Source organism: Mesorhizobium sp. BHscii, from assembly GCF_053848065.1.
This window is the reverse complement of sequence record NZ_JBSPKW010000007.1, coordinates 159200-184646: the sequence shown is the minus strand read 5'-3', so window position 1 is coordinate 184646 and position 25447 is coordinate 159200. Positions and strand designations below refer to the sequence as shown.

Sequence of the window (25447 nt, the reverse complement as noted above, 5' to 3'; positions counted from 1 at the left end):
ATGTGCGCCGAGGCTGCGCCCAGCTTCTTTCTCCCCGTCACTATACGGGGAGAAATGCCCGGCAGGGCAATGAGGGGCGGCGCCGACGTCGACAATCGCAATCTACACACGGGTTCAATCGCCGTAGGGCACCCAGACGTTTTTAACCTCGACGGCACGGCGCAGGAAGGCATCGCCGGCGGCCTCGGTCGACGCCCAGTCGAGGCTGCGGCCGTTGCCGGTCCAGACGCGCTTGAGATTGCCGACAGAGTCGGCTTCGGTCTTGGCGCAGGTCTCTGCATCGGCGAACACCCAGAGCCCGTCGACATCGTCGTGCTTGGCCAGCACGCCGGTGAGCTCGGCGCTACGGCCGGTGACGATGTTGATGGCGCCGGCCGGAACGTCGGAATATTCGATGATCTGATAGAGATCGGTGGCAAGCAGCGGATATTTTTCCGATGGCACCGCGACGACGGTGTTGCCCATGGCGAGCGCCGGCGCCGCCAGCGAGATCAGGCCGAGCAGGGGCGCATTGTCGGGTGCCACGATGCCGACGACGCCGACCGGCTCATGCAGTGCCAAAGTGACGGCGCGGGCCGGCGGCTGGTGGACGCGGGCCTCGAACTTGTCGGCTAGGCCGGCATAGAGGAACAGCCGCTCGATCGACTGGTCGACCTCTCCGCGCGCCGCCTTCGCGGTGGCGCCGGTCAGCTCTGTGAGACGCGCCGCAAACTCGTCGGCACGGCCGGACAGGTTTTCGGCCAGATAGTAAAGCACCTGGCTGCGGTTGTAGGCGGTCGCCTCCGGCCAGCCCTTGCAGGCACGTGCAGCCGCGACGGCGTCGCGGATATCCTTGCGGCTGCCGAGACCGACCTCGCCGGCAAGCTTGCCCTTGGCGGTGGCGACGGCAAGCGAATAATTGCCGTCCGGCCTGACCTGCTTGCCGCCGATGAACAGCTTTGCCGTGCGATCGATAGTGTCGCCTTCCGCCTGCTCGACAGGCTGTGTCGTAGCCATTGCCGGCTTGATGGCCGCGCCGAGCGGCAGTTTTGCCGAGAGATATTCGAACATGCCCTCGCGCCCGCCTTCGCGGCCAAAACCGCTCTCGCGGTAGCCGCCGAAGCCGCAGGCGGCGTCGAACATGTTGGTGCCGTTGACCCAGACGACGCCGGCCTTCAATTGCGGCGCGACGTGCAGCGCAAGGTTGACGTTCTCGCTCCACACCGAGGCGGCCAGGCCGTAGCGCGTGTTGTTGGCGAGCTCGATCGCTTCCTCGGTGTTGCGGAAGGTCATGGTCGCCAGCACCGGGCCGAACACCTCCTCCTGCGCCAGGATGTTGGCCGGCGAAACGCCTGTCGCCAACGTCGGCAGATGGTAATAGCCGGAGGACGGCAGCGCCACGTCCGGCTGCCAGCAGACGGCGCCTTGCTTGGCGCCTTCGGCGACCAGGCCCTTGACGCGATCGAGCTGGGTCAGGTCGACCAGCGGGCCGATATCGGTGTTCTTGTCGAGCGGGCTGCCGACGCGCAGCCGGCTCATCCGGGTCTTGACCTTGGCGATGAAGGCTTCGGCGACGCCTTCCTGCACCAAAAGGCGCGAGCCGGCACAGCAGACCTGGCCCTGGTTGAACCAGATGCCGTCGACCAGTCCCTCGACGGCGCTGTCGAGATCGGCGTCCTCGAAGACGACGAAGGCCGACTTGCCGCCAAGTTCCAGCGACAATTTCTTGCCCGACCCGGCAGTGGCTTTGCGGATGATCTTGCCGACCTCGGACGAGCCGGTGAAGGCGATCTTCTGGATGCCGGGATGATTAACGATTGCCGCACCCGCCTCCGGCCCGCCGTGGACGATGTTGACGACGCCCTTCGGCACGCCTGATCGTTCGCAGATCTCGGCGAACAGGATGGCGGTGAGCGGGGTGAACTCGGCCGGCTTGAGCACCACGGTGCAACCGGCGGCCAGCGCCGGCGCGATCTTCCAGGCCAGCATCAAGAGCGGGAAATTCCACGGGATGATCTGGCCGACGACGCCGACGCCCTTCTGATCCGGAAAATCCTTGTCCAGCGCCTGCGCCCAGCCGGCATGGTGGATGAAATGGCGGATGGCCAGCGGCACGTCGATGTCGCGGCTTTCGCGGATCGGTTTGCCGTTGTCGATCGATTCCAGCACCGCGAACAGCCGCTGGTGGCGCTGCATGGCGCGACCGATGGCGTAGAGCGCTTTGGCTCGGCTGTAGCCGGAGCTGGCGCTCCATCTAGGCAGCGCTTTTGTGGCGGCCGAAACCGCCGCATCGATATCGGCAGCACCGGCATCCGAGACCTTGGCCAACAGTTTGCCGGAGGCGGGATCGCTGGTGTCGAAAGTCTTGCCGCCGCTGGCCGCCTTCCAGTCGCCGCCGATGAACAGCGCTTTGGAAAAATCGCGCGCAGCAAGCCACGCGTCGGCCCCGTTGCGGGCCTCCGGCGCCGGGCCGTAGTCCATGGCGTGATAGCGTTCGAGAATGTTCATGGAGCGCCTCCTTTACCCTCCCCCTTGTGGGGAGGGTCGATCGGCAAAGCCGATCGGGGTGGGGGTAAATGGCTGATGGTTTGGTTCATTGCACGGGCTGACCTATTCCTTTGACCCCCACCCCGCCGCTTCGCCGCGACCCGCCCCACAAGGGGGGAGAGTGGGGCGCTCACGCCATCGCGTGGCGATGATTGGCCGAATAGTGGCCGGTCAGATGGTGTTCGAGCTGGCGCTCGATGTCGGTCAAAAGGCTCGACGCGCCGAAGCGGAACAGGTCCGGCTCCAGCCATCGCCGTCCCAGTTCTTCCTTCATCAGCACCAGCCAATCGAGCGACGCCTTTGCCGTGGATATGCCGCCGGCCGGCTTGAAGCCGATGAGATAGCCGGTCTCCTCGAAATAGGCGCGGATGGCGCGCACCATGGCAAGGCCGACGGGCAATGTCGCGTTGACGCTTTCCTTGCCGGTCGAGGTTTTGATGAAATCGGCGCCCGCCATCATCGCCACCATCGACGCCAGCATGACGTTCCGCAGCGTGGCGAGATCGCCGGTACCGAGAATGACCTTGAGATGCGCCTCGCCGCAGGCGGCGCGCATCGCAACGATCTCGTTATAGAGTTCCTGCCATTTCGCTCCGAAGACCAGGCCGCGCGCGATGACGACGTCGATCTCGTCGGCGCCCTCGCTCACCGAAGCTTCGATCTCCTGCAGACGCGTCGACAGCGGGGTGAGGCCGTGCGGGAACGCAGTGGATACGGCGGCGACATGGATACCGCTGCCGCGCAGCGCATCGACGGCGGTGGCGACGAAGGGATGATAGACGCAGACCGCCGCCGGGCGGATCTTTTCACCTGTAATGCCGAGGCCTTCGACGATGTCGCGGCGGAACGGATTGACCGCCTTGGCGCAGAGCCGGCGCACGCGCTCGTCGGTGTCGTTCGAGTTCAGCGTGGTCAGGTCCATGCAGGCGACGGCGCGCAGCAGCCAGGCGGCCTGGTTGTCGGCCTTGATCGAGCGTCGTTTGGTCAGACTGGCGACACGCCGTTCCAGCGCCGAGCGGTTGACGCTGCGCATCGATTCCATGAAGCCGAGATCGAGCTTCATGCCGGGGTTGCGGGCAATGCCGTGCGCTTGCGACACCGGCGCGTTGGCGGCAGTGCGCGCCGGCAGCGGCGTGACCTTGGGCGCGCCCAACCTGTCGGCACCGAGACCGGCCTCGCGGATTGTGCTGCTCATCTCCTGCCCCTTTGTTCAGCGACGTCCACCGAGAATAGCCCGCGAAGCAGCGCTTCACGAGTCCTTCAAGCGGTCATAGTTGAAAAAGGCCGCGAAAGCAGCAGATTTTTGACCGTATGGTCAAACCCGCTTGAGGCGGGCGCCGAAGCGCCCCGCCGTCTCAGCCGACGAAGGCGCGCTCGACGACGAAGCTCGCCGGATGATGCAGCGAGCCTTCCTGGAAGCCGAGGTTTTCGGCCAGTTCCTTGACGTCCTTCAGCATATGCATCGAGCCGCAGATCATGATGCGGTCGGTCTCGGGGTCGAGCTTGTCGATGCCGAGATCGGTATAGAATTTTCCCGAACCGATCAGCGCGGTGATGCGGCCCATGCGCTTGGAGGTTTCGCGCGTCGTCGAATTGTAGAGCGTGACGCGGCCACCGGTCAGCTCGCCGATCAGCGGGTCGTTCTCCAGCTCCGCAACCAGCTCCTGGCCGTAGGTGAGTTCGGCATTGTCGCGGCAAGTGTGGGTCAGGATCACCTGCTCGAATTTTTCATAGGTGTCTGGATCGCGCAGCAGGCTGGCGAAGGGCGCTATGCCGGTGCCTGTCGAGATCATGAACAGGCGCTTGGCCGGGGTCAGCGCGTCGACCACCAGCGTGCCGGTCGACTTCTGCCGCATGATGACGGTGTCGCCGATCTGAATCTTCTGCAGTTGCGAGGTCAGCGGGCCGTCCGGCACCTTGATCGAGAAGAATTCCAGTTCGTCGTCCCACGCAGGGCTGGCGATCGAATAGGCGCGGAACACCGGTTTCTCGGCATTTGGCAGGCCGATCATGACGAATTCGCCGGAGCGGAAACGCAGCGACTGCGGCCGGGTGATGCGGAACGAAAACAGCCGGTCGGTATAGTGCTTCACCGAGACGACGGTTTCGGCATAGACATTGGCCGGAATTGGGAACTGCTGCGGCCGGGCGCCGGCGGTGTTGAGCGCGGATGTGGTGTTCATCAAATCTAACCTTCTGGCCAACCCGAGGGCGCTGACGCCAAACCTTCTCCTGCGCGCCCGAACCGATCAGGTCCCGGCGTGCCCGTTTGCACACTGCCAAGCGGTAAGCTCTTGTGTCCCGAATTTATTAGTATACAAATGATATTTGCGTCAAGACGCCAGCGTGAAACACCTTTCCAAACTGGCACATATCGGTAGTCCTGATATTTCGGGTTTCGACAATGAAAGAGAATTTTTCGGCGCAGACGCTGGATTCCCTCGGCAGCGTCGTCGCCGGCATCGATGTCGGCGGAACCTTTACCGACCTGCTTCTGATCGACGGCCGGGACGGCGGCCGGGTGCATATCGCCAAGACCCCGACCACCATCGACAACCAGGCCTTCGGCGTCGTTTCGGCGCTCGGTGCCACCGGTTTCCCCATCCGCGGCATCGACCTCATCGTGCACGGCACGACCACCACCACCAACGCAGTGCTCGAACGCCGGCTGGCCAAAACCGGGATGATCACCACCCGCGGCTTTCGCGATGTCATCGAGCTTGGCCGGCGAACGCGGCCGCAGCCCTATGGCATGACAGGCAGCTTCGTCCCGATCATTCCGCGAAATCTGCGGCTCGAAGTGTCGGAGCGCATCGAAGCCTCGGGCGCAGTGCGCATCCCGCTCGACGAAGCCGAGATGCGCGCGGCGATTTCCCAGTTGATCGAGGCCGGCTGCGAATCCCTCGTCATCCATTTCCTGCATTCCTACGCCAACCCCGTGCATGAACGGCGCGCTGCCGAGATCGCCGCCGAGCTTTGGCCGAATAGCTACATCACGACAGGCCATGCGCTGCTGTCGGAAGCACGCGAATTCGAGCGCGGCGTGACCGCTTCGGTCAACGCCTCGGTGCAGCCGATCCTCGAACGCTATGTCGAACGGCTGCGCAAGGAATTGGGATCAAAAGGCTACGCCCGCGACTTCCTGATCATGAACGGCAATGGCGGCATGATCTCGGCCCGCTTTGTCACACGTGAGTCGGCCAAGACCGTCATGTCCGGCCCGGCCTCCGGTGTCATCGCCGCCGCCTATACCGGGAAGCGCGCCGGCTTCAAAAACCTGGTCACCTACGACATGGGCGGCACCTCGACCGACGTGGCGCTGATCCGCAATGCCGAACCGGCGGTGTCGAACGAGATCGAGATCGAATATGCGATGCCGATCCATGTGCCGATGGTGGCGGTGCATACGGTCGGCGCCGGCGGCGGCTCGATCGCTCGCGTCGATGCGGCCGGCCTGATCCAGATCGGCCCGGAAAGCGCCGGCGCCAATCCCGGCCCGATCTGCTACGGGCGCGGCGGCAGCGAGCCGACCATCACCGATGCCAATCTGGTGCTCGGCCGGCTGGCGCCGAAAAAGCTGCTCGCGGTCGAAAATCCGGTCACCGTCGAACACGTCACCGGGATATTCGAGGACAGGATCGGCCGTCCCACCGGCCTGTCCGGCGTCGAGGCGGCGGGCGCCGTGCTGCGGCTCGGCAACATCAAGATGGCCGGCGCCATCCGCATGGTCTCGGTGTCGCGCGGCCACGACCCTCGCGATTTCGCGCTGTTCGCCTTCGGCGGCGCCGGGCCCCTGCATGCGACGGCGCTGGCGCGCGAGCTCGGTCTGCCCAAAGTGCTGGTGCCGGCGCGGCCGGGCATCACCAATGCGCTCGGTTGCGTCGTCGCCGATCTCAGGCACGATTTCGTCAACACGGTCAACCAGCCGGTGGCAGGGCTCGACGAAGCCCAGCTGCATGCGGTATTGGAACGGCACCGAAACGAAGGCGAAGAGCTGATCGGCAAGGAAGCGGTAAAGCCGGAGACGATCTGCGTCACGCATTCCGCCGACATGCAGTTCGTCGGCCAGACCCACATCATCAACGTGCCGCTGCCTTCGTCGGCGGTGACACGCGAAACATTGCAGCAACTGCTTGAAAAGGCCTATTTCGCCCGCTTCAAGGTCGAGCTGCCTGAAATCCGCGCCAATCTGGTCAACCTCAACACCTCGGTGACCGGCGTGCGGCCGGCGATCGATCTGTCACGATTGATCGACCCGGCAGGGCGCGCCGAAACGCTGGCCGAAGCGCGGCGCGAAATCCGGCCGGTCTGGTTTGGCGGGCGCTGGCACGACACGCCGGTCTACAGCAGGGAGAAGCTGCCGCTCGACGCGGTCATCGAGGGGCCGGCGATTCTCGAACAGATGGACGCGACCACCGTGCTCGAGCCCGGCGACCGGGCGCGCTCGGACGCCGACGGCAACATCATCATCGACATCGGTGAGGCCTGAGATGGCAAAACTCGACACCATTACGCTTTCGGTCATCCAGGCGGCGCTGCAGCAGGTCTGCGACGAGATGGACCTGACCTTTTCGCGCGCCGCTTTTTCGCCCGTCATCGCCGAGGCCAACGACCGCTCCGACGGCATCTATTCGGCCGTCGATGGGTCGCTGATCGCGCAGGGCAGCCAAGGTCTGCCGGTGTTCGTCGGCGTGATGCAGTATTCGACCAAAAAGGTGATCGAGATGATCGCCGACGGAAGCTGCCTGCCGCCCGAGCCCGGCGACATCTACATCGTCAACGACCCCTATCTCGGTGGCACCCATCTGATGGATGTGCGCTTCGCCATGCCGGTCTACCGGGACGGAACGATTTTCTGCTGGCTGTCGAACACCGGCCACTGGCCCGATATCGGCGGCTCGGTGCCGGGCGGCTTTTCCGCCTCGGCAACGGCGGTCGAGCAGGAGGGCCTTCGGCTGCCGCCGGTGAAACTGTTCAAGAAGGGCGTGCTTGACCCGGAGATCTACGCCATCATCTGCTCTAACATCAGGGTCGCCGACCAGCGCATCGGCGACATCCGTGCGCAGGCAGCGGCCCTGCTGATCGGTCAGGACCGGCTCAACGGAATCTTGGATCGTTACGGCAGCGAAACAGTTGTCGAAGCGATCGCCGAACTGCGCCGCCGCGCGGCCGAGCAGATGCGCGCCAACATATCAGCCATTCGCGACGGCGTTTACCATTCCAAGGCCTTCGTCGATTCCGACGGGGTGGTGAACGAGCCGCTGACCATCGCGCTTGCCGTCGAGAAACACGGCGACACGCTCAACTTCGATTTCTCAGGCTCGTCAAAACCTTGCGCCGGGCCGATGAACAGCGTCTTGGCGACGACCTTGTCCTCGGTTTACCTCGCCATGCGCCATATTTTCCCTGATGTGCCGATCAGCGCCGGCGCCTTCGAGCCGCTGATCGTCAAGCGGCCGGAAGGCACCTTCCTCGACGCAAAATATCCGCGCCCGGTATCGGGCTGTGCGGCCGAGGTTTCGCAGCGCATCGCCGAGGCGGTGTTCGCAGCGATGGTGCAAGCTTTGCCGGACAAGGTGACGGCGGCCCCGGCCGGCTCCAGCGGCAATTTCGCGCTCGGCGGCAACGATCCGGCGCGCGGTCGCGATTACGTCATGTACCAGATCTCCGGCGGCGGCTATGGCGGCAATGCCGATCATGACGGCCTGACCAATGGCTGCTCGACCATCGGCATTTCAAAATCGCCGCCGGTCGAAATCATGGAGCAGGCTTTTCCGGTGCTCTACCGCCATTATGCCTTGCGCGAAGGCTCGGGCGGCGCCGGCAAGCATCGCGGCGGTTTTGGCCTCGCCTACGAGGTTGAGATCCTGCGCGGCGATGCCCGCGCCTCCTTCGTCATGGATCATGGCCGTTTCGGCCCGCAGGGCGCGCTCGGCGGCAAGGACGGCGCGGTCAACACGGTTACCGTGTTCCGCGATGGCAAGGAACATGTGCCGCCGCACCTTTCCAAGGAGCAGGACATCGCCCTAAAGGCCGGCGACCGCGTGCGCGTCGGCACGCCGGGCGGCGGCGGCTATGGCGATCCCCTGGCGCGCGATCCGGAACTGGTGCTGAGGGATGTCGCCTTGGGTTACTACACGCCCGAGGACGCTGGCGAAAAATTTGGTGTCTCCCTGTCGATGGATGGGCTGGCGATCGACCGGGCGGCGACGGACGAGAAACGCGCCCACCGCTGAGATAGGACGAATTCTCGGCGAGGCCGCTCGCGCAACCAGACGCAACCAGGTCACTTTCCCGGCCCTCACTTTCCCGCTTGACTGACCAGCCGTACCGAATACGCTATTGGGGAAAATACCGGCTCCGACCGCCGGGCGGCAAAAATGCCTCGTATGCCTCGCCTTCCGCGGCGGCGGCTGCGGGGCATTGTTATTTTTGGGGATTTGCTTGGGACGGCGTATCGAGATCGGCATCCTTTACTCGCGGTCGGGCAACTACCGCCTGCTGTCCGAATCCTGCCGTTCCGGTGCGATGACGGCCATCGCCGACATCAACGCCGATCCCGCCATCCCGATCGAATTCGTTCCGGTGGAGCGCGACCCGCAAGGCAATATCGATGGCTACGCGACGGGCTGCGCCGACATTCTGGCCAACAGCGGCGCGCGCCACATCATTGGCTGCATCACGTCATGGAGCCGCAAGGAGGTCATTCCGATCCTCGAGCGCGCCGGCGGCACGCTCTGGTATGCCTGTCCCTATGAGGGCTTCGAAGCGAACGAGCATGTCGTCTACATGCACGCTTGCCCAAACCAGCATCTCGTCCCGCTGCTGGCCCATGTCGTGCCGCGCTTCGGCGCCAATGGCTTCCTGCTCGGCTCCAACTATATCTGGGGCTGGGAGACTAACCGTGTCGCCCGCGACCTGATCGCCGACGCCGGCGGCAAGGTTTTGGGCGAGCGCTATCTGCCGCTCGGCGAGGCCGATGTCTCCAGGCTGATCGCCGAGATCCAGGCGACCCGGCCGGATTTCATCCTGAACAACCTGATCGGCTCCTCGTCCTATGCCTTCATCGCGGCCTATGCCGAACTCGCCGAACGCGACCCGCATTTCAGGCCGGAGCGCTGCCCCATCCTGTCCTGCAATCTCACCGAATGCGAGTTGCCGGCGCTCAATGATGCAGGCAATGGCCATCTTTCCGTCGGGCCCTACTTTCACGATATCTCGGCAGCGGATCGCCAGGGCGTTTCGGCGCCCTCTGTCATGCCTGCCTCGTCCTTCGAGGCGGCCGCCTATGCCTCGGTGCGGACGCTTGCCGAAATCCTCGCCCGCAATCCCGGCGCACAATGGCCGGACCTTCCCAAGGCTTTTGCCGGAACCTCGTTTCGAACCCCGCTCGGCGACATCTCCATCGATCCGCAAACCCAGCACGCCACCTTGCCGGTGCAGATCGGGCGCATCGAGGGCACCGCGTTCAAGACCGTCACGATGACCAAGGGTGTCGCGCCCGATCCCTATCTGTCCCGCTATGACCGGACCGAGACGTTCGGCCGCCCACGCTTGAGGGTTGTCTCGTGAGCAAGGTCCCGCGCATCCCGAATCTCGGCGGCGCCAGGGCCTTTGTCCTGCATCGTCCGCATCCGACGGTGCAGGCGATCACGCGGCAATTGTCGGCCATCGGCCTCGAGGCGATCGGCTGCTGGCCGGAACTGCCGGCCGAGGCGCTGGCGGCGGACTTCGTCTTCTTCGATGCCGATCTCGGCTTCGACGAACAATTCCCATGGGCGCCGGGTGAGGCGCCGATGCCGTTGGTGGCGCTGATCGGCTCCGAAGCGCCGGGCCGCATCGAGTGGGCGCTGTCGCACAACGCCGACGCCCAGTTGCTGAAGCCGGTCGGCAATGCCGGCGTCTACAGCGCCCTGTTGATCGCCCGGCAGAGTTTCGAGGCGCGCAAGCTCTTGGCAAGCGAGATATCGTCGCTTCGCCTGCGCGTCGCGGAGCGCCAGACCATCGTGCGCGCGGTGGAGGCCTTGTCGAAAGGCGCCGAGGACGGCCGCGCCTATGCGCAGCTCCGGTCGCTGGCGATGAGCTGGCAGATCAGCGTCGAGGAGGCCGCGCGCAGGATCGTGGCGATGACGGAAGAAGGCGGCGATGACCAGTCCCATCGCGCCTGATCTTCCGGCAACCGGGCGCATGCCGGTCAAGCCACGCGCTGGCGTCTGGCGGCGCCTGGTCAAGCGCCCTCTGGCGCTGCTCGGCCTGGTGATCGTTGCCATCGTCGTGGCTGGCGCCGTCCTGGCGCCGTGGTTGACCGGCTACGATCCGAACGAGCAGATGTTCGACGGACTGACGCTTGAAGGCGCGCCGTTGCCGCCGAATGCCAGCTTCTGGCTGGGCACGGATCTGCTCGGCCGCGATCTCCTGACCCGCATCCTTTTCGGCGCACGCACCTCGCTGATCATCGGCATCGTCGCCAACGGCGTGGCGCTTCTGATCGGCACGCTGGTCGGCGTCACCGCGGGTTATTTCCGCGGCTGGATCGGCAGCGCGCTGATGCGCTTCACCGATCTGATGATGGCCTTTCCGGCGCTGCTGCTCGCCATCTGCCTGGCGGCGGTGCTCCAGCCGAGCCTGTGGATCGTTGCCATGGTGATCGCACTGGTGAACTGGGTGCAGACCGCGCGGGTCATCTATACCGAGACCAGCTCGCTCGCCGAGCGCGAGTTCATCGACGCCGAGCGTACGATCGGGGCCAGCGCATCACGCATCCTGTTTCGCCATATCCTGCCGCATCTGCTGCCGACGATCATCGTCTGGGGCACGCTCGGCATCTCGACCACGGTGCTGCTCGAAGCAACGCTCAGTTATCTCGGCATCGGCGTGCAGCCGCCGACCGCATCCTGGGGCAACATCATTTTCGAGAACCAAACCTATTTCCAGGCAGCGCCCTGGCTGGTCTTCTTTCCGGGTGCGGCGATCCTGGCGCTGGCGCTGGCCTTCAATCTCATTGGCGATGCGCTGCGCGACATCCTCGATCCGACGCAAAGGGGGCGGGCATGATCGCCTATCTCGGCCGCCGCGTCATTCAATCGCTGCTCATCCTGCTCGGCGTCTCGCTGATCACCTTTGCGTTGCTCTACCTGCTGCCCGCCGATCCCGTCCGACAGATCGCCGGCCGTAGCGCCACGCCCGAGACGGTCGAGAACATCCGCCGGCAGCTCGGCCTCGATCAGCCCTTCTTCATCCAGTACTGGCACTATCTGACCAGCCTGCTCAGCGGCGATCTTGGTCGCTCCTACATCCAGCGTTCCGAGGTCACGGAGCTCATCGTCTCGCGGCTCCCGGCAAGCCTGCTTTTGATGGTCGGCGCCATCCTTTGCGAGCTGGCGATCGGCCTGACGATGGGCCTGCTTGCCGCCGTCAGGCGCGGCACCGCCACCGACCAGACGCTGATGGTCGCGTCCTTTGTCGGCGTCTCGGCGCCGCAATTCGTCGTCGGCCTGCTGCTCCTCTATGTATTCGCCGTGCGGCTCGGCTGGTTTCCGATCGGCGGCTACGGCACCTGGCGCCATCTGGTGTTGCCCTCGCTGACCATGGGGATCCTCGGCGCCGGCTGGTACGCCCGCATGATGCGCTCGTCGATGATCGACGTGCTGCGCCAGGACTATATGCGGACCGCCCGTGCCAAGGGCCTTGCGCGCGGCGCCATCATTTTCCGCCACGCCCTGCCCAACGCCATCCTGCCGGTCATCGCCATGATCGGCATCGACATCGGCATCTTCATGGGCGGCATTGTGGTGGTCGAAAGCGTGTTCGGCTGGCCCGGCATCGGCCAGCTTGCCTGGCAGGCCATCCAGCGCGTCGACATTCCGATCATCATGGGCGTCACCCTGGTTTCAGCCTTGGCCATCGTGCTCGGCAATCTCCTGGCCGACACGGTCGCACCGTTCATCGATCCGCGCATCAAGCTTAGATGAAAACCAAAAAAGACCGGTAACAACCAGAGAAAGGGAACATGAGATGAAGAAATTCTTGACATCCACCCTTGCGGTATCGGCGCTCGCGCTGATGCTCGGCATGACAAGCGTACGCGCCGAGGACGCCGTCGACCCGAACGCCAAGCAGGGCGGCGCGATCACCATCACCTACAAGGACGACGTCGCCACGCTCGATCCGGCCATCGGCTATGACTGGCAGAACTGGTCGATGATCAAGAGCCTGTTCGACGGGCTGATGGACTACGAGCCGGGCACCACCAACCTGCGGCCCGACCTCGCCGAGAGCTATGAGATAGCGCCCGACGGCAAGACCTTCACTTTCAAGCTGCGCCAAGGGGTGAAATTCCACAATGGCCGCGAGATGACCGCCGACGACGTGAAATATTCGCTCGATCGCGTCGCCAATCCGAAGACGCAGAGCCCCGGCGCCGGCTTCTTCGGCTCGATCAAGGGCCATGACGAAGTCGCTGCAGGCAAGGCGGAAAGCCTGGCGGGCGTCACCGTCGTCGATCCCTACACGGTCAAGTTCGAACTGACCCGGCCCGACGCCACCTTCCTGCATGTCATGGCCATCAACTTCTCGCATGTCGTGCCGAAGGAGGAGGTCGAGAAATACGGCGCGGACTTCGGCAAGCATCCGGTCGGCACCGGGGCTTTCAAGCTCGCCGAATGGACGCTCGGCCAGCGCGTCGTCTTCGAGCGCAACCCGGATTACTGGCACAAGGGCCTGCCGCATCTCGACAAAGTCACCTTCGAGATCGGGCAGGAGCCGATCGTGGCGCTGCTGCGGCTGCAGAAGGGCGAGATCGACATTCCCGGCGACGGCATTCCGCCGGCCAAGTTCCAGGAGGTGATGGCCGATCCCGAGCAGAAGGCCCGCGTCGTCGAGGGCGGCCAGTTGCACACCGGCTACATCACAATGAACACCACCATGGCGCCCTTCGACAATGTGAAGGTACGGCAAGCGGTCAACATGGCGATCAACAAGGACCGTATCGTCCAGTTGATCAACAACCGTGCGGTGCCGGCCAACCAGCCGCTGCCGCCGTCGATGCCCGGCTACGACAAGGAATTCAAGGGCTATCCCTATGACGTGGCCAAGGCCAAGGCATTGCTTGCCGAGGCCGGTCATCCCGATGGTTTCGACACGCAGCTGTTCGCCATGAACACCGATCCCAACCCGCGCATCGCCCAGGCGATCCAGCAGGATCTGGCGGCGATCGGCATCAAGGCCAGCATCCAGTCGCTCGCGCAGGCCAATGTCATCGCGGCGGGCGGCGACAAGGCCGGCGCGCCGATGATCTGGTCCGGCGGCATGGCCTGGATCGCCGATTTCCCCGATCCGTCGAACTTCTACGGGCCGATCCTCGGCTGCGCCGGCGCGGTTCCGGGCGGCTGGAACTGGTCGTGGTACTGCAACAAGGATCTCGACGCCAAGGCGGCGGAGGCCGACTCGATCGTCGATCCGGCCAAATCAGGCGAACGTGCCAAGATGTGGAGCGCGATCTACGGCAAGATCATGGAAGACGCGCCCTGGGCGCCGGTCTTCAACGAGCAGCGTTTCACCATGAAATCGGCCCGGATGGGTGGCGCCGACAATCTCTATGTCGATCCCGTCCATATCCCGATCAATTATGACAATGTGTATGTGACCGATGTGCAATAACTGCGACTACACCATCCATGGGCGCCATCACCATTTCGGCTGGGACAATTCCTTTGTCCCGACTGAGCGGGTGGCGCCCGGTTCGACGATCGAGTTCCAGTGCCTCGATTCGTCGGGTGGCCAGCTTCAGGCCGACAGCACCGTTGCCGACGTCGCTTTGCTCGACTTCGCCAAGGTGAACCCCGTCACCGGGCCCATCTATGTCGAAGGTGCCGAGCCGGGCGATGCACTGAAGGTGACGATCGAGATGTTCAAGCCGTCCGGCTTCGGCTGGACGGCGAACATTCCGGGGTTCGGGCTGCTCGCCGACAATTTTTCGGAGCCGGCGCTGAACATCTGGACATACGACGCCGTCTCGCTCGAGCCGGCACTGTTCGGCAAACATGCGCGGGTGCCGCTAAAACCGTTTGCCGGCACCATCGGCAACGCGCCGGCTGAAATGGGCCTCCACTCGGTGGTGCCGCCAAGGCGCGTCGGTGGCAATCTCGACATCCGCGATCTCGCGGCCGGGACCACGCTCTATCTGCCGGTGGAGGTGGCCGGTGCGCTGTTTTCGGTTGGCGACACGCATGCCGCGCAGGGCGACGGCGAAGTGTGCGGCACGGCGATCGAAAGCCCGATGGATGTCGTGCTCAAGCTCGACCTGATTAAGGATATCAGGCTGAAGACACCGCGCTTCACCACGCCTGGCCCGGTGACGCGCCATCTCGATGCCAAGGGCTATGAGGTGACGACCGGCATCGGACCGGACCTGATGACGGGCGCCAGGGAAGCGGTCTCCCAGATGATCGACCTGCTTGCCGGCCGCTACGCAATGGACCCGGTCGAGGCCTACATGCTGGTTTCGGTCTGCGGCGATCTCCGGATCAGCGAGATTGTCGACATGCCGAACTGGGTGGTGTCGTTCTACTTCCCGCGCTGCGTCTTCGAATGAGCAAAGGCGCAACCAGCAAGCGGACCGGGGCTTTTGCCCCGGCCGTTTCGGTCACGGCCGGACCGGTGCTGGAAATCTCCGGCCTGACCGTCAGCGTGCGTGGCGAAGATGGCGAGCGGCCGGTGGTATCAGAGCTATCGTTCTCGCTTTCGCGCGGCGAGACGCTTTGCATTGCCGGTGAATCCGGTTCCGGCAAATCGATGACGGCGCTGGCGATCATGCAGTTGCTGCCGCAGCCGGCCGCCCGGATAGAATCCGGCACGATCCGGCTTCGCGATATCGATCGAGGTGACATCGATCTGGCTGGGCTCGATGAGCGTCGGATGCGCGGCATTCGCGGCGACCGCATCGCGATGATCTTCCAGGAGCCGATGACATCGCTCAATCCGGTGCTGTCGATCGGCCGGCAGCTGGTCGAATCCATCGAGGCCCATACCGGCCTGTCACGCGCCGAGGCGCGCCGGCGCGCCATCGAGGCGCTGAAGGCCGTCCGCATCCCGGAAGCCGAAAGCCGGCTAAAACAGTTTCCGCACGAACTGTCCGGCGGTATGCGCCAGCGCGTGATGATCGCCATGGCGGTGGCGCTGAAACCGGATGTGCTGATCGCCGACGAGCCGACGACGGCGCTCGACGTCACCGTGCAAGGCGAGGTGCTGGAACTGCTGCGCGATCTGCAGCGCGAACACGGCACCAGCATCATCCTCATCACCCACGACATGGGCGTGGTGGCCGAAATGGCCGATCGCGTTGTCATCATGCGGCACGGCCGCATGGTCGAGCAGGGAACAGCCGCCGATATTTTCGCCAGGCCGCAAGCCGACTATACGCGCGAGCTGCTCGCTGCCGTGCCGCGCATCGGAACCGGCGTCGGCCGCCAAAAGTCCGCCGAACAAAAATCCGTCGAAGTGGAAATGCCCGGAAGCGTGGCGGTGGTCAACGATCTCCATGTCCATTTCGACCTGCGCGGTGGCTTCTTCGGCCAAGTGAACCGCCGTGTCCACGCCGTCGAAGGCGTCAACTTTTCGATCGCGCCGCACGAGACGCTGGCGCTGGTCGGCGAATCCGGCTGCGGCAAGTCGACCACCGCCAAGGCGTTGGCCGGGCTTGTGCCCTACCACGGCGATATCGTGATCGGCGGGCGCAATCTGGCGGGCCTTGGCCGTGACCAGCGCAAGGCGGTTCGCCGCGACGTGCAGATGATTTTCCAGGATCCCTATGCCTCGCTTGACCCGCGCATGCGCGTCGGCGACCTCGTTGCCGAGCCGCTGTTGATCCATGGCATTGCCTCGAAGGAAGAGCGCGGCCAGCTTGTGGCGGCGCTGTTCGAGCGCGTCGGCCTGTCGGCCGACCAGATGGAGCTCTATCCGCACGAATTCTCGGGCGGCCAGCGCCAGCGCATCTGCATCGCGCGCGCTCTGGCACTCAGGCCCAAACTCATCATCGCCGACGAGAGCGTTTCGGCGCTCGACGTGTCGGTGCAGGCCCGCGTGCTCGACCTGCTGAAGGAACTGCAGCGCGAATTCGGCATCGCCTATCTCTTTATCTCGCACGACATGGCGGTGGTCGAGAACATTTCCGATCGTGTCGCCGTCATGTATCTCGGCCAGATCGTCGAAATGGGCACCCGCGACCAGGTCTTTTCGAACCCGCGCCATCCCTACACGAAGCGCTTGATCGAGGCCGTGCCGGTGCCCGATCCGGCAAAGCGCCGGCCGCGTTTCGCGCGTCTCGACCAGGAGATCCCGAGCCCGACTCGAAAAATCGGCGAACACCCGCCGAAACTGGCCCTGAAGGATCTTGGCAACGGTCATCTCGTTGCTGTTTCCTAGAGCGGGATGAATTTAGGTTGGCGGGCCGCGCTCGCGCGAGTTTTTGAAGGTGCTGGTGCAGGACGCTGATCTGGATGGGCTGAAACGCTGGTCGTTCACCACAGCGCGCATCGGCATGCCGGCCGCGGCGAATGCGCGGGTTCTGGCCGACGGCGAGGATGCCGGCGTCGTCACTATAGCGACCACGGCTATTCCTCGGGCAAGGTGCTGGCGACCGCGCATCTGCGGCTGCCGTTCACGCAGATCGGGACGGGGTGAGGCTGAGGGCATCCTCGACACAGTAGTTTTGGCAGGTCGAGCCGATCGGCAGCGAACGTCGATGATTCCGGTCAGTGGCAGGTCGCAAACATCTAGGATTAGCCGAAGCATCCCTCCACTTCGTCATCCCAGGGCGGAGCAAGGAGCGAAGCGACGCGGCGCAGACCCTGGGATCCATTCCGTGACATCAGCCGGAGAATGCAGCGGACCAGAACCGGACGCTACCACCCCGTTCCGCGAAAAAGCTCGAACCACTCCGGATTGGTCTTCTCAATCAGCTCGATCTTCCATTGGCGCGGCCAACGCTTCAGCGACTTCTCACGCTGAATGGCGTCTCGAATGTCGAAATGTTCCTCGTACCAGACCAGACGCTGCACGCCGTAGCGGCTGGTGAAGCGCGAGCCCTGGCCGGATTTGTGCTCCGGCATGCGGCGGCCGAGGTCGTTGGTGACGCCGATGTAGATCGTGCCGCGCTTCTGGCTCGCGGTCATATAGGCATAGCCGGTCATGGCTGAAGGGTAACGAGCACAGTTGCGAATACAAGCACCGTTCTGAGCCGCTGCATTCTTCGGCTGAGGTAACGGAATGGATCCCAGGGTCTGCGCCGCGTCGCTTCGCTCCTTGCTCCGCCCTGGGATGACGAAGTCGTGGTGACTTATGCCCAATCGCCAGCGTCAGAGATGGCGGCTGGAGGCCGGCCGACGACCGTCCACAGCCGCTTTCAGGCTCAGTCTAAGAACCAAGGTCCTCTGTGCAGAGGAACTAGTTTCGAAGTCCTGTGATGGTAACGCAATAACGCAAAGCGTTCTAACGCCAGCGAGGGCCGTCACCTCAAACCTGATCCGCGATCAGCCGATATTGGTCGGGCCGGCGATATCTGGCGAAGTCGAAATTCACCTTGCGGCAGATGGCGATGAGGTCGAGATCGGCGCGATGGACGATCACCTCGTCGTCGAGCGACATCGCCTGCGCCGCGATTTCGCCGGTCGGGGCGATGATGCAGGAGCCGCCGATCAAGGCCTGGCCGTCCTCGACGCCGGCCTTGGCCGCTGCCGCGACCCAGACCGTGTTCTGATAGGCGCCGGCCTGCATCGGCAGATGGTTGTGGAACATGCGCAGATGCGCCAGCGCCGGCGCCTCATCGAGCAGCAGCGGCGTGTTGTAGCCGATCAGGACAATTTCGGCGCCGTTGAGGCAGAGCATGCGGTAGGTCTCCGGCCAGCGCCGGTCGTTGCAGATGGCCATGCCGACGCGCACGCCGCGATAGACGAAGACCGGAAAGCCGAGATTGCCGGGCTCGAAATAACGCCGCTCGAGATGCACGGTCGCGCCCGGTTCCGGCTCACTTGATCCCGGAACATGGATTTTGCGATAGCGCCCGACAAGCTTGCCGTCCTGCCCGACCAGATCCATCGTGTTGAAGCAGCGCGTGACCCCGTCGATGCGCGTCAGCTCGGCATATCCGAGCGCAAAGCCTATCTTGAGGCGCGCCGCGGTGTCGTAAAGGCGCTGCGTCTGCGGGCCCGGCATGGCGGGCTCGAAGAACGCCTCGATCTCGGCCTGGTCGTCGATGCGCCAGCGCGGAAAGAAGGTTGTCAGCGCCAGTTCGGGAAACACTGCGATTTCAGCGCCGGCGGCGGCCGCTCTTTCCAGAAGCGCGACCAGCCGGTCCACCGTTTCGGCGCGCTGCGCGCGTTTCTGTATCGGGCCGGTCTGGCAGACCGCGATGGTCAGGTCTCGAGCCATGGCGTCGACTCCCCAATAGATCGCAGTTCAGGCGGCAGCGGTCACCATGATCTCGACCCGATAGTCGTCGCCGGCGAGCCGGGCTTCGACCGTTGCCCGCACCGGCATGGCGCTTTTGTCGATCCAGGCGTCCCAGGCGGCGTTCATCTTGTCGAAGTCGGCAATGTCGCGCAGCCATACCGTGGCGCTCAGGATCCTCGACTTGTCGCTGCCGGCCTTCGCCAGATAGGCGTCGATCTTGGCGAGCACGTCGCGCGTCTGCTGCGTGGTGTCGCCCGACAGATCGTCGGCCGTCATGCCGGCCAGATAGACAATGCCCCAGAGAGACAATGCCATTATGGGCTGAGCACGCGGCAGAAGCGTGGGCCATTCTCGAAGCGTTCGATCGTCATGCGGTCATCCCTCACTCACGGTGCTTTTTTCTCCGGCGCGAATGTCGCCCTGATCCGGCCAGGCGCAAGATCGCCCGCCTCGATGCCTTGACGCAACAGATCATCCGGCAACAGCCCGGTGCGGATCAGATCGCGACATGCCCGGGCCAGCGCCGGCGATGTCTTGATGCCGTAGCCGCCCTGGCCCGCCAGCCAGAAGAAGCCTTCGGCCTCGGCGTTGAAGCCCACCACCGGCGAGGCGTCGCTGACAAAACTGCGCAGGCCCGCCCATTGATGTTCTATCCGGCGCACGTCGATCGTCGTCGCCCGCTGCAGCCGATCGACGCCGACGGCGACGTCGAAATCGTCGGGATAGGCGTCCATCGGCTCGCTTGGGGTCGCATCCGCCGGCGAGACGAAAATCCGGCCGGCGTCCGGCTTGAAGTAGAATTCCTCGCCGACATCGTTGACGAGCGGCCATCCGGCTATGGAGACGCCATCCGGTGCTGCGACATGGAACGCGGTGCGCCGCTTCGGCACCAGACCGATCGGAGCAACTCCAGCCAGACCGGCAATCCTGTCCGCCCAGGCGCCGGCCGCATTGACGAGGATCGGCGCGGCGAACAGTCCCTGGCTCGTCTGCAGGATCCAGCGATCCTTGTGCCGCTCGATCGCGTCGACGCCTGCATTGGTGACGATCCGGCCGCCACGTTTGCGCGCGTTGCGCAGGAAACCCTGATGGAGTTCGTTGACGTCGATCTCGCGACAACCCGGTTCGACGATCGCACCGGCGACATAATCGGCTCGTAGCACCGGCACGCGCGCAAACGCCTCTTCGGGACTGACCCGATGGATCGACGGCACGAATTGCCTGGCCCTTTCGAGTTCTTCTTCAAGCCGGCCGAGCTGATCCTGGCGCGCGATGGTCAGCATGCCACGCGGAAACATCAAGGGGTGATCGCAAAAGCCCTCGGGCGGCGCTTCGAGAAAAGACCGGCTGGCGATCGCCAGCCGTCGGATGACGGCGTTGCCGTAATTCTCCGTAAAACTCGCGGCCGACCGGCCGGTGGAATGGTAGCCGCAATGGCTTTCCCGCTCGAGCAGGATGACCGACGAGACGGCCGCCAGTTCATAGGCCGCGCTCGCTCCGGCAATGCCGCCGCCGATGATCGCGATATCGGCTTCCTGTATCGAGGCGCCGTCGGGAGACTTCATCGCTAGTTCCTCTGCACAGTGATTTTGACAGGTTGGGCCGATCGGCAGCGACTGTCGACAATTCCTCTCAGCCAATTTCAGTGGCAAATCGCAAACCTCTAGGATTGGCTGAAACATCCCTCCCTTCGTCATCCCAGGGCGGAGCAAGGAGCGAAGCGACGCGGCGCAGACCCTGGGATCCATGCCGTTCCCTGGCGGCAGTGCTCCAGCGGACCAGAGCCGAACGCTACCACCCGGTCCCGCGAAAAAGCTCAAACCATTCAGGGTTGGTCTTCTCGATCAGCTCGATCTTCCATTGGCGTGGCCAGCGCTTCAGCGACTTCTCGCGCTGGATGGCGTCGCGAATGTCGAAATATTCTTCGTACCAGACCAGACGCTGCACACCGTAGCGGCTGGTGAAGCGCGAGCCCTGGCCGGATTTGTGCTCCGGCATGCGGCGGCCAAGATCGTTGGTGACACCGATGTAGATCGTGCCGCGCTTCTGGCTCGCGGTCATATAGGCATAGCCGGTCATGGTGAAAGGGTAGCTGGCATCGTTGCGGATGCAAGCACCGTTCTGAGCCGTTGCATTCCTCGGCTGAGGTAACGGAATGGATCCCAGGGTCTGCGCCGCGTCGCTTCGCTCCTTGCTCCGCCCTGGGATGACGAAGGTGTGGTGGCTTATGGCTAATCGCAAACCCTCGAGATTGGCAGGAGGAGATCGGTCGGCGGCAACCATCACAGCCTCCTTCAGGCTCAGTCAAAGAACCAAATCCTCTGTGCAGAGGAATAGTAACCGCGCATTGGATCGACAACGCCGAGCAGCTTTTCGCCGCGCCGATAGCGGCTGAGATTGTCTGCGAACATAGCCAGCGCTTTCTCCTCCCAGCCTTCATAGACCGACGAGCAATGCGGCGTGACGATCACGCTCTCATAGCCCCAAAGTGGGTGATCCGCCGGCAGTGGCTCGGTCGAAAAGACATCGAGCGCGGCGCCTTTGATGCAACCGCCATCGAGCGCCGACAGCAGCGCTGCCTCATCCACGACGCCGCCACGCGAAACGTCGATGAGCACCGCCGACGGCTTCATCGCGGCAAACGCCGCAGCGCCGATCAGCCCGCGCGTCGCCTCCAGCAGCGGCACGCAACAGGCGATGAAGTCGGCCCGGCCCCAAAGTCCCGGCAATGCCTCGATGCCATGAACCTCATCGACATCTGTAGTTGGCCTGGGATGCGCACGCACGCCGAGCGTCGTCAGCCCCAGGGCCTTGGCACGCCGGGCCAATGCCTGCCCGGTCCTGCCGAGGCCGAGCAGCAGCAAGGTCTTGCCCTGGATCGGCTCTACTGTGCCAGTGACCCATGTCCGCGCGCGCTGATGCCTGGCGAAATTTCGAAGACCCAGCGAGAAGGACAGCATCGCCCCCAGCGCATATTCGGCCATCATGTCGGCCGCGACCCCGGCGGCGTTCGTCACCGTGACCTTTTCGGGGTTCCAGCGACCCAGATGATCTGTCCCCGACCCGCCGACCGACACCCATTTCACCGTCGGGCTTTCCAGGAGAGCGGAACGCGGAAAGCGCGCTGTGCCGTCGAAGCGCACCGAGTAGACGATCTCGGCTTTTGTCTCTTCTATCAGGGCGGCCAGGCCGGCGTAGCTGTCACAGGGGTAAATCGACAGCCCCGGATGCGTTTCCCGCAGCACGTTCATCGCCACGGCCGGCGCGTTGGTGTGGAGGATTACGCTAGGGCCGGCTGTCATCGTCACGATGGAGGACCAATGCGTGGCGCTGCTCCTGCCGAGATACGCCGATGCACGCCATCCAGGCTTTCTGCGAAGGCATCAAAGACGTTCCGTGCCGTGAGCTCGCTCAAAATCTGTTCGTTGATCCCGCCGCGTGTTGCATAGTCTTGCGCCAGATCCATGAAGCCCGTATCCGGCGTCGTCTCCGGTGCGTTGGCCAGCGCTTTGAATATGGTGACGATATAGTCGCGCGCCCGCGCCTCGGCGACGCCATGCTGTTTCAGCCAGCCATTGATGGTGTCGAGATATTTGAAATAACTGGCAAATGTCGCGGTAACGACGCTCAGCGCGTCGAACTCGCTCGGATCATCGACTTCGATCACCTTTCCCAGCCGGTCGAAAAACGCCGCCATGCGCCGGTCGGGCGGACAGATGATTGTCGCTCCCTGCCTGTGAGCGATCATCGGCATGGGAAGTGCTTTTGTCACGTGCTCCACAGGAGCGATCAACGCGGCTATCTCCTCGCGCGACAGGGTGGCGATCAAGCTGACGACGTGATGGTCCCGACGAAACTGCAATCCTGTTAGCACGTCATGCGCAACCTGCGGCCGAACCGCTAGCATGATCGTATCGCAACTGTCGACGACGGCCTGATTATCGGCTGCAACGCGTACATCTGGGTAGCGAAGCGCCAGGCCGGCAGCGATTTCTTCATTACGAGGCGACAGGAGCACCGGTACGGAATTGTCCGCGGCGGATTTAAGTCCGGTGACAATCGCTGACGTGAGCGCGCCTGTGCCGATGAAGCCGAGTTTCATTTGAAATCCCTAAGCGTTGGTTCTGGATCGTCGTCAGCCGACAAAATAGTACCAGCTCGGCAGGACTTTGGGATCAGAGCCCGCGATCGGCATTCTTGCGACGCTCAGAGCCACCGCCGCACGCGTTGCCTGTAGTCGAGATACGCATCGCCGAAGCGCCGCTCGAGGTAGGCCTCCTCGCGGGCGACGACGCCGTAGCGGATCAGGATTGCAAGCGGCAGCGTGAGGACAAGGATCCAAATATTCTGCGCGGCCACGCCGATGCCGCCATAGATGAGGAACATGCCGAGGTAGATCGGATTGCGCGTCCAGCCGTGGATGCCGGTCGTCACCAGCACGCGCGTCGGCTCATTCGTCGGCACCGGCGTTTCCGCGCGCATGAAGTTGCGAATGCCCGCGGCGAAAAGCGCAAAACCGATCGCGATCAGCGAGCCGCCGATGATCCAGGTGACCATCCCGGGAATCGGGAACGGCAAGCGCAGCAGGCGATCCAGCACGAAGCCAATCAGAAACGCAGCGAGAAAGAGCAGGGGCGGTCTCGCGATGACGCCTGCGGTTCCGGTGTCGGTTTGCCCAGCCATTTCCATGTCTGCTCCCGCATATGCCTAGGGGCTATGAAGCGCATAGCCGCCTAGAAACGACAACCAAGGTGTCATTCTAAAAGTTGACAACAGCGGTGTCAATCGCGGAAATTGGCGGAGATAAAAGGAAACGGAAGCGATGGCGCCGGCACGACACGGGACTGAGTTGGGCCCAAGAACAGGGACGGACCCCGTCGTTGACGGCAAGGCCGAGGCGATCACCGAGCTGATGCTCGAAGTGGCCCAGTGCTTCTTCAGAATACGGGCTCTCGGCCAGAAGACAGGGCTCATCACCAGTTGGGGCGGCGGTGCGTTCGGCTTCATGCGAAGCCTCGCGCTGCTTGGCCCGCTCACCGTGCCGCAGATCGCCCAGATGCGGCCCACCAGCCGTCAGCGCATGCAGCGGCTGGCGGATGAGCTTGCGGCCGAGGGGCTGGTCGAATTCATCGACAATCCAAAACACCGGCGCTCGAAGCTTGTGCAGCTGACGCGCAAAGGCGCCGCGCGCCACAGCGAGCTGAACGCCCAGCTGATGGCGATCGCCTCGACCATGGGCGTCGCTCTCGACGAAGCCGACATCCGCAAGACCGCTGAGATCGTGCGGCAGCTGAGCGACGATGTGAAAGTCCGGTCGGAGCGGCTGTCGTAGCGCAGGCGCAACGTTGCGCGGCGCCAATGAAAGGCATTCCCGTCCTGCCTGAGCGATGAGCGCCCCTATCTCGTGACATTTCAGCTTGGAACGGTTGCTGATTGCCACTTCCGTCCGGGCCGGCCGGCGGACAGTTGCCAACCGGAACCTCTGCGGAGCTGAGGCGTTCGAAACCGCAGGAACTGAGAGCTGCGCCTGGAATCGGCAAAAGAGTACTGCAATGGCTCGGAAACCAAAGATAACGACAGGCACGAACGACCGGCCGCGCAACGAAACCATAGGCCAATCCGGCGAACCGGACGACAGCAGCACGTCGCTTGAAGTCGACGAGACCGCCGCCCGGATGCGAGGCAAACCTGCGCAACTTGCGGAAGGTCAAGCCAATCCCGACGAAGTCCCGGCTGGCATTCCTGGCGCCGGCGAGCATATGTGTCACCGCTGCGCCGGGACAGGCATGATCGACGGCCGGACCTGCCCCGAATGCGGCGGAACCGGAAAGGTGACGACGCCGATCGGCGGCGGCTGAGGGGATCAGGAAGCCTGTCCGTTTCTACTGGCCCTGCGCGGATCAGATCGCAGGCACCCACTTCCAGAACACGCCCTCCATCCGTTCGGGATAGTGCTTGAACTCGCATTCGAAGCGCCATCCGTAAGTCTTGGCGGCCGCCAGCGCTTCCGGGCTGACCGGGTTCATGCCCGTTCCCGGCGCGAACCAGTCTTCCAGCAAGTCGTCGGGTACGTAGGCGCCGATCCTCAAAGGCAGCTTTTCGAGGACGACGTCCATTTCGTCAGGTGCGGACAATGGTTTCTCCCTTCGAGATCTACCCACGAACAATCGTCCGAAGCCGATTGAGTTCCAGAGCATTGGTGAGGTGGAAGGTGGCGTGATGGACCGATCTCGGCCAGCGTTATCGGGCGGTACGGCGGTCCTTTCCGACCATGCGGATCCTAGGCGGCTGCTGGGCACGGACCACTGGCATGTCGCGGCGATCCGCGAGGCCTGCACGGAGCCGGGGCCCTCAGTGCCTGAGACTTGAAATCCATCTGAATCGAGCGGCGGGAGATGGCCCCGCCGCGATGCCGCCGCGGCATTGGCCATCGGCGTCGCTTCTCCGGCCTCAGCGCAAGATGCACTGCCCTCCG

At 63.9% G+C, this 25447-nt stretch carries 22 protein-coding genes and 1 pseudogene; 11 read left to right on the top strand and 12 right to left on the bottom strand.

The genetic code is table 11. The features are described from left to right. Positions 1-114: 114 nt before the first annotated feature. From ACWTU7_RS12995 to ACWTU7_RS12985, 3 genes are all read right to left on the bottom strand, one after another. Positions 115-2487: an aldehyde dehydrogenase family protein gene (locus ACWTU7_RS12995; protein ID WP_455838824.1), complete on the bottom strand. Its 2373-nt coding sequence runs from the start codon at positions 2485-2487 to the stop codon at positions 115-117. A 169-nt stretch (positions 2488-2656) separates the two neighbouring features. Then, the gene (deoC, locus tag ACWTU7_RS12990) at positions 2657-3721 is read right to left on the bottom strand and encodes a deoxyribose-phosphate aldolase (RefSeq protein WP_455838823.1); all 1065 of its coding nucleotides are present in this window, start codon (positions 3719-3721) and stop codon (positions 2657-2659) included. A gap of 160 nt (positions 3722-3881) precedes the next feature. Then, a complete protein-coding gene (locus ACWTU7_RS12985; protein WP_455838822.1) occupies positions 3882-4709 on the bottom strand; it encodes a ferredoxin--NADP reductase in 828 nt (275 codons plus the stop codon). Positions 4710-4930: 221 nt separating this feature from the next. Between ACWTU7_RS12985 and ACWTU7_RS12980 the strand changes: the two genes are divergently transcribed. The 9 genes from ACWTU7_RS12980 to ACWTU7_RS12940 all read left to right on the top strand — a co-directional run bounded on the left by ACWTU7_RS12980 (position 4931) and on the right by ACWTU7_RS12940 (position 16947). Beyond that, positions 4931-7015: a hydantoinase/oxoprolinase family protein gene (locus ACWTU7_RS12980; RefSeq protein ID WP_455838821.1), complete on the top strand. Its 2085-nt coding sequence runs from the start codon at positions 4931-4933 to the stop codon at positions 7013-7015. A 1-nt stretch (position 7016) separates the two neighbouring features. Then, a complete protein-coding gene (locus tag ACWTU7_RS12975) occupies positions 7017-8762 on the top strand; it encodes a hydantoinase B/oxoprolinase family protein (protein ID WP_455838820.1) in 1746 nt (581 codons plus the stop codon). Between the two features lie 208 nt (positions 8763-8970). Next, a complete protein-coding gene (locus tag ACWTU7_RS12970) occupies positions 8971-10098 on the top strand; it encodes a transporter substrate-binding protein (protein WP_455838819.1) in 1128 nt (375 codons plus the stop codon). Beyond that, positions 10095-10694 (top strand): ANTAR domain-containing response regulator, encoded by a 600-nt coding sequence (locus tag ACWTU7_RS12965; RefSeq protein WP_455838818.1) that lies wholly within the window; start codon positions 10095-10097, stop codon positions 10692-10694. The genes ACWTU7_RS12970 and ACWTU7_RS12965 overlap by 4 nt, the downstream gene beginning before the upstream one ends. After that, on the top strand, positions 10672-11580 hold the full coding sequence (locus ACWTU7_RS12960; protein ID WP_455838817.1) for an ABC transporter permease: 909 nt from the start codon (positions 10672-10674) through the stop codon (positions 11578-11580). Before ACWTU7_RS12965 ends, ACWTU7_RS12960 begins: the two co-directional genes overlap by 23 nt. After that, positions 11577-12497, top strand: coding sequence for an ABC transporter permease (locus ACWTU7_RS12955; protein ID WP_455838816.1), 921 nt, complete (start codon positions 11577-11579; stop codon positions 12495-12497). Before ACWTU7_RS12960 ends, ACWTU7_RS12955 begins: the two co-directional genes overlap by 4 nt. Before the next feature lie 43 nt (positions 12498-12540). Continuing rightward, on the top strand, positions 12541-14184 hold the full coding sequence (locus tag ACWTU7_RS12950) for an ABC transporter substrate-binding protein (protein ID WP_455838815.1): 1644 nt from the start codon (positions 12541-12543) through the stop codon (positions 14182-14184). Next, positions 14174-15118, top strand: coding sequence for an acetamidase/formamidase family protein (locus tag ACWTU7_RS12945; protein ID WP_455838814.1), 945 nt, complete (start codon positions 14174-14176; stop codon positions 15116-15118). The genes ACWTU7_RS12950 and ACWTU7_RS12945 overlap by 11 nt, the downstream gene beginning before the upstream one ends. After that, on the top strand, positions 15115-16947 hold the full coding sequence (locus ACWTU7_RS12940; RefSeq protein WP_455838813.1) for an ABC transporter ATP-binding protein: 1833 nt from the start codon (positions 15115-15117) through the stop codon (positions 16945-16947). The genes ACWTU7_RS12945 and ACWTU7_RS12940 overlap by 4 nt, the downstream gene beginning before the upstream one ends. Positions 16948-17426: 479 nt before the next feature. Here the strand turns inward: ACWTU7_RS12940 and ACWTU7_RS12935 are convergent, their stop codons facing one another. The 8 genes and pseudogenes from ACWTU7_RS12935 to ACWTU7_RS12900 form a co-directional block, all read right to left on the bottom strand. After that, positions 17427-17714 carry a GIY-YIG nuclease family protein gene (locus tag ACWTU7_RS12935; RefSeq protein ID WP_065009969.1) on the bottom strand — a complete coding sequence of 96 codons (288 nt, stop codon included), beginning with the start codon at positions 17712-17714 and terminating at the stop codon, positions 17427-17429. A gap of 322 nt (positions 17715-18036) precedes the next feature. After that, positions 18037-18951, bottom strand: a complete 915-nt coding sequence (locus tag ACWTU7_RS12930; RefSeq protein ID WP_455838812.1) for a nitrilase-related carbon-nitrogen hydrolase — start codon at positions 18949-18951, stop codon at positions 18037-18039. A gap of 27 nt (positions 18952-18978) precedes the next feature. Beyond that, positions 18979-19343 (bottom strand): annotated as a pseudogene (locus ACWTU7_RS12925) (RidA family protein). Between the two features lie 15 nt (positions 19344-19358). Continuing rightward, on the bottom strand, positions 19359-20537 hold the full coding sequence (locus tag ACWTU7_RS12920; RefSeq protein WP_455838811.1) for an NAD(P)/FAD-dependent oxidoreductase: 1179 nt from the start codon (positions 20535-20537) through the stop codon (positions 19359-19361). A gap of 226 nt (positions 20538-20763) precedes the next feature. Continuing rightward, a complete protein-coding gene (locus tag ACWTU7_RS12915) occupies positions 20764-21051 on the bottom strand; it encodes a GIY-YIG nuclease family protein (protein ID WP_287350169.1) in 288 nt (95 codons plus the stop codon). Positions 21052-21272: 221 nt separating this feature from the next. Continuing rightward, a complete protein-coding gene (locus ACWTU7_RS12910; RefSeq protein WP_455838869.1) occupies positions 21273-22274 on the bottom strand; it encodes a D-2-hydroxyacid dehydrogenase in 1002 nt (333 codons plus the stop codon). Between the two features lie 2 nt (positions 22275-22276). Further along, positions 22277-23074, bottom strand: a complete 798-nt coding sequence (locus tag ACWTU7_RS12905) for a pyrroline-5-carboxylate reductase (protein ID WP_455838810.1) — start codon at positions 23072-23074, stop codon at positions 22277-22279. A 104-nt stretch (positions 23075-23178) separates the two neighbouring features. Next, positions 23179-23571 carry a methyltransferase family protein gene (locus ACWTU7_RS12900; protein WP_455838809.1) on the bottom strand — a complete coding sequence of 131 codons (393 nt, stop codon included), beginning with the start codon at positions 23569-23571 and terminating at the stop codon, positions 23179-23181. 223 nt (positions 23572-23794) lie between these two features. Here ACWTU7_RS12900 and ACWTU7_RS12895 point away from each other — a divergent pair, with 223 nt between their 5' ends. Both ACWTU7_RS12895 and ACWTU7_RS12890 read left to right on the top strand, forming a co-directional pair. Next, complete coding sequence (locus ACWTU7_RS12895) at positions 23795-24304, top strand: MarR family winged helix-turn-helix transcriptional regulator (RefSeq protein ID WP_455838808.1); 510 nt, start codon at positions 23795-23797, stop codon at positions 24302-24304. A 220-nt stretch (positions 24305-24524) separates the two neighbouring features. After that, positions 24525-24830, top strand: coding sequence for a hypothetical protein (locus ACWTU7_RS12890; RefSeq protein WP_455838807.1), 306 nt, complete (start codon positions 24525-24527; stop codon positions 24828-24830). A gap of 42 nt (positions 24831-24872) precedes the next feature. On the opposite strand, the gene ACWTU7_RS12885 is transcribed toward ACWTU7_RS12890, so the two are convergent. Further along, entirely contained in the window at positions 24873-25106 is a 234-nt protein-coding gene (locus ACWTU7_RS12885) for a hypothetical protein (protein ID WP_455838806.1), read from the bottom strand. Between the last annotated feature and the right edge of the window lie 341 nt (positions 25107-25447).